This is a genomic window from Porphyromonas sp. COT-290 OH3588 (genome assembly GCF_000769075.1).
In the GTDB taxonomy this organism is placed as follows: domain Bacteria; phylum Bacteroidota; class Bacteroidia; order Bacteroidales; family Porphyromonadaceae; genus Porphyromonas.
On record NZ_JRFC01000030.1, the window covers coordinates 1 to 3,823 of the forward strand.

The 3,823-nt window shown below is 48.2% G+C and carries 2 protein-coding genes; one reads left to right on the plus strand and one right to left on the minus strand.

The window, feature by feature from the left end; translation table 11 throughout:
• The first annotated feature begins 361 nt into the window (after positions 1-361).
• Positions 362-2,866 carry a TonB-dependent receptor gene (locus HQ48_RS06885; protein WP_044232714.1) on the plus strand — a complete coding sequence of 835 codons (2,505 nt, stop codon included), beginning with the start codon at positions 362-364 and terminating at the stop codon, positions 2,864-2,866.
• 747 nt (positions 2,867-3,613) lie between these two features.
• On the opposite strand, the gene HQ48_RS09210 is transcribed toward HQ48_RS06885, so the two are convergent.
• On the minus strand, positions 3,614-3,823 hold a 210-nt coding region (locus tag HQ48_RS09210), incomplete at its 5' end, for a transposase (protein ID WP_152568344.1).

The window sequence follows — 3,823 nt, forward strand, 5'->3', positions numbered from 1 at the left end:
CTGCTTGTGCTTGAAGGTGTCAAATAACCGTAAAATCCCCATCTCTGAGGGATACTTCCCTCAGGGATGGGGATAGGGGGATAGTATTCAAGGCTCCCCAAGCCGCTCAAACACTCAAAAAACACCGAGAAAGATACAAGAAACTTTGAGCGGCGCATTGCGCAATAGTCTCTATCTGACTAAACAACTGCCACCTTAGGCTGGCTCATAGGCCTAACCCAGTAGCTAGCGGCATCTATTTTCTATATCCCTTTGTCTTATTAAAAATATTTACCTAGTATTAGGTATTTGATTGGTATTCGGTTGTTTTTCTTGTTTGTACCTTATATCTTTGTTTCATTCATCAAAACATTTATTATATATGAAGAATCTAAATTACTGTCTAGCCCTCATTCTATCTCTATGCCTGCTATTGCCTAGGGTAGAAGCGTTTGCCCACCCCGGGCATGGGGCTAATGTCGTGGGAACGGTGATTAATGCCAAGACAAAGGAGGCACTACCGTACGCACAGGTCGTGATCAAAGGCACGACCAAGGGTACTACCACCGATGCGGCTGGATCATTCCAAATCAAAGATCTCCCTGCTGGAGCTTATGTACTAGAGGCTAGGCTAGTCGGCTATGCCTCAGTGGAGGAGCGTATCGTCCTCAAAGAGGGGCAGACACGCCATATAGACCTCTATATGGTAGAGCAGAGTATTGATCTAGATGGAGTCGTGGTATCCGCTAATAGACAAACGACACTGCGTAAGATGGCACCAAGTCTAGTGACGGTGCTCTCAGGCGATATGTTTGTCAAGACCAACTCCGACAATCTTAGCCAAGGTCTTAGATTTCAACCCGGGCTACGTGTAGAGGACAATTGCCAGAACTGTGGCTTCAATCAGGTACGCATCAATGGTCTACAAGGAGCCTACTCGCAGGTCTTGATCGATAGTAGGCCTATTTTCAGTGCGCTGGCTGCTGTCTATGGGCTTGAGCAGATACCAGCCTCTATGGTTGAACGTGTGGAGGTAATCAGAGGCGGTGGCTCGGCACTCTTTGGTTCCAATGCCGTAGGAGGTGTGATCAACGTGATCACCCGTGAGCCACTGCGCAATTCAGCTAGTCTATCCCATAGCTATACGGCTATCGGGAATCAGGCTGCTAGCTTATCCTCGCTACAGTCTACGACTAGTTTCAATGGATCACTCGTTACTGACGACAGAGATGCAGCGGTAATGATCTTTGGGCAGCATAGTGTTCGCCCCGGGCATGACTACAATGCCGATGCCTTCAGTGAGTTGCCAGAGCTGAAAAACCGTTCATTGGGCTTCCGTGCATACTACAAGACGGGGCTATATGGTAAGCTAACGGCCGAATATCGCTCTATGCACGAATACCGTAGAGGTGGCGACCGACTCGAGGAGGCTCCATTCCACGCCAATATCGCAGAGTACCTACAGCACTACATCAATGGCGGTAGTCTTCGTTTCGATCAAGGCAGTGCCAGCGGCCGCCACTCTATGAGCCTCTATGCTTCTGCCCAAGAGGTGCTACGCAAGAGCTACTATGGTGGAGGGGATAGACCCGATGAGCTCATCAAGCGTATCAAGGATCCCAATGACAAGGACGCCGAGGGCGAAGTCCTCAGTTCGCTTACCGCCTATGGTGTATCCAAGGGTTGGGACGCACAGGCAGGGGGGCTCTACATACACAAATTCCCTGTTGGGCTCGACCTTACTGCTGGGCTAGAGGGTACCTTCAGCAAGCTCAATGACAAGAGCGGATTTCGCCCCGCCAACATTGATCAGCATGTACAGACTTGGTCACAGTTCGATCAGCTCGAGTACAAGAGCGATAAGTGGAACTTCCTGCTCGGTGGACGCTTCGACTATGTACGCCTCACCCAGAATGGAAAAAAGACCATTGAGCCTCTGCTTATTTTTAGTCCTCGTGCCAATATGCGTTTCAATCCGATCAAGGATCTTAGTCTTCGCCTCTCGTATAGCGAGGGCTTCAGAGCACCACAGTTCTTCGATGAAGAGATGCACGTAGAGTTGGCAGGTGGTGAGCCTATAGCACGTGTACTAGCCGACAACCTCAAGGAGGAGCGTTCGCGCAGCTTCAGTGCTTCGGCTGACTGGTATGGTTCTCTTGGTGGCAATTGGCAGTACAATCTTATGGTTGAGGGCTTTGCTACATTCCTACGCAACCAGTTTGTGGATTCGCCCATTCAGCAGGAAAAAGATGGCATCAAGCAGCGCATCATCGTCAATAGTACCTCGGGCGTATCCAAGGTGTATGGAGCTAATATCGAGGGGAAGATTGCGCATGGACGTCTATGGGAGCTACAAGCAGGGCTAACCCTGCAGCGTAGCCGATATGGAGAAACGAAGACGCTCATCGACGAGGATAAAGACAAGGGGCAGGCTGAGATCTCTACCGACGACTACGAACGCACGCCCAATGTCTACGGCTACTTTACCTCAACACTCCGTCCCCTCAAGCGTCTGAGCTTTATTCTCTCGGGGACTTATACCGGTAGTATGTTGGTGCCTCACGAAGCTTACGAAGGAATGCCAGAAGGGGCTCAGCCCGATGCTAGAGGGCATTTTAGCCTAGTTAAGGACGGTGTGCATTATAGCGGTGTTGCCGAGGGGTATGCTTATCTAGCCAAGTCTAAGCCTTTCTTTGACCTTGACCTCAAGCTCAACTATGAGCTGCCACTAAGCTCTACCGTAACGCTCGATCTAAGTGCTGGGGTGCAGAATATCTTCGATGCTTATCAGCAAGATGCAGATAAGGGGCCGGGACGTGCCTCTACCTATGTGTATGGTCCTATGTTGCCACGCAGAGTGTATGCGTCTGTAGCCTTCAGATTGTAAATAATGAGTTGTTTTTGGATAAAGAGTAACTAAACCTTCAAAAGATGCTATATAACATATTTATTTGCTTGCAGGAATAAACAAGATGTTTGACCTTTGCAATCGAATACATATCATCTTTTTCGTCTTAGTTATTGATTTTACACTTTAGAAAGGGGGGGCCTTGGGGAAAGGGCCTCCCTTTCGCTTTTTTATATCCCTAAATATCTGTCTTCTTATCTACTAACTTGGCGTATAGGTGGGGGCAGGGCACAATGCAATTGCCCAATCTATGATATAGCCACGTGCTTATGAGGCAGAGATGCATTTAAGCATTTCTACTACATTTATGTTAATCTATGTAAACGTTTGGGCTCAGAATCCCAAAGGGTGGGGGAGTAATATTGTGCGAACCATAAGGCCTTCAGCAAAATTGAAGGACTGATTTTAGCCGATTGTAGGACTAACTTGCTGTGATGTGTCCATCAATCCTAGAAAATTGGTGGGAAGAAAACCTTTAGATTATGCTAGATAGACACTAAATCGCTAATTGATCGTTTGTATTTGTTTGATTTATATTAACTTGTGTAAGATATTCTCAGAGCGGATCTTTGGGTTGAGCTGGGGTGTAGTCCCCAAACAAGGCAGAGCACCGTCTGGAGCCTGCTAGGGGAGACTATTGCGCAATGCACCGCTCAAAGGTTCTTGTATCTTTCTCGGTGTTTTTTGCGTGTTTGAGCGGCTTTGGGAGCCTTGAATACTATCCCCCTANTACGCCATAGCTTCAAGGATATTCTGTGTATGCGTTCGCTCTAACCCTCGGTAGCGACAGCGTCCGCCCAAGAACCACCGACGAATACTGCCAAAGGTGCGTTCTATTAAGCACCTTGTCTTACTGATCACACGGTTGAATGCCTTCTGACTCTCACTAAGAGTCTTCCCCCGAATAGCCTTGAGCATAATGCCATCCACCAAGCC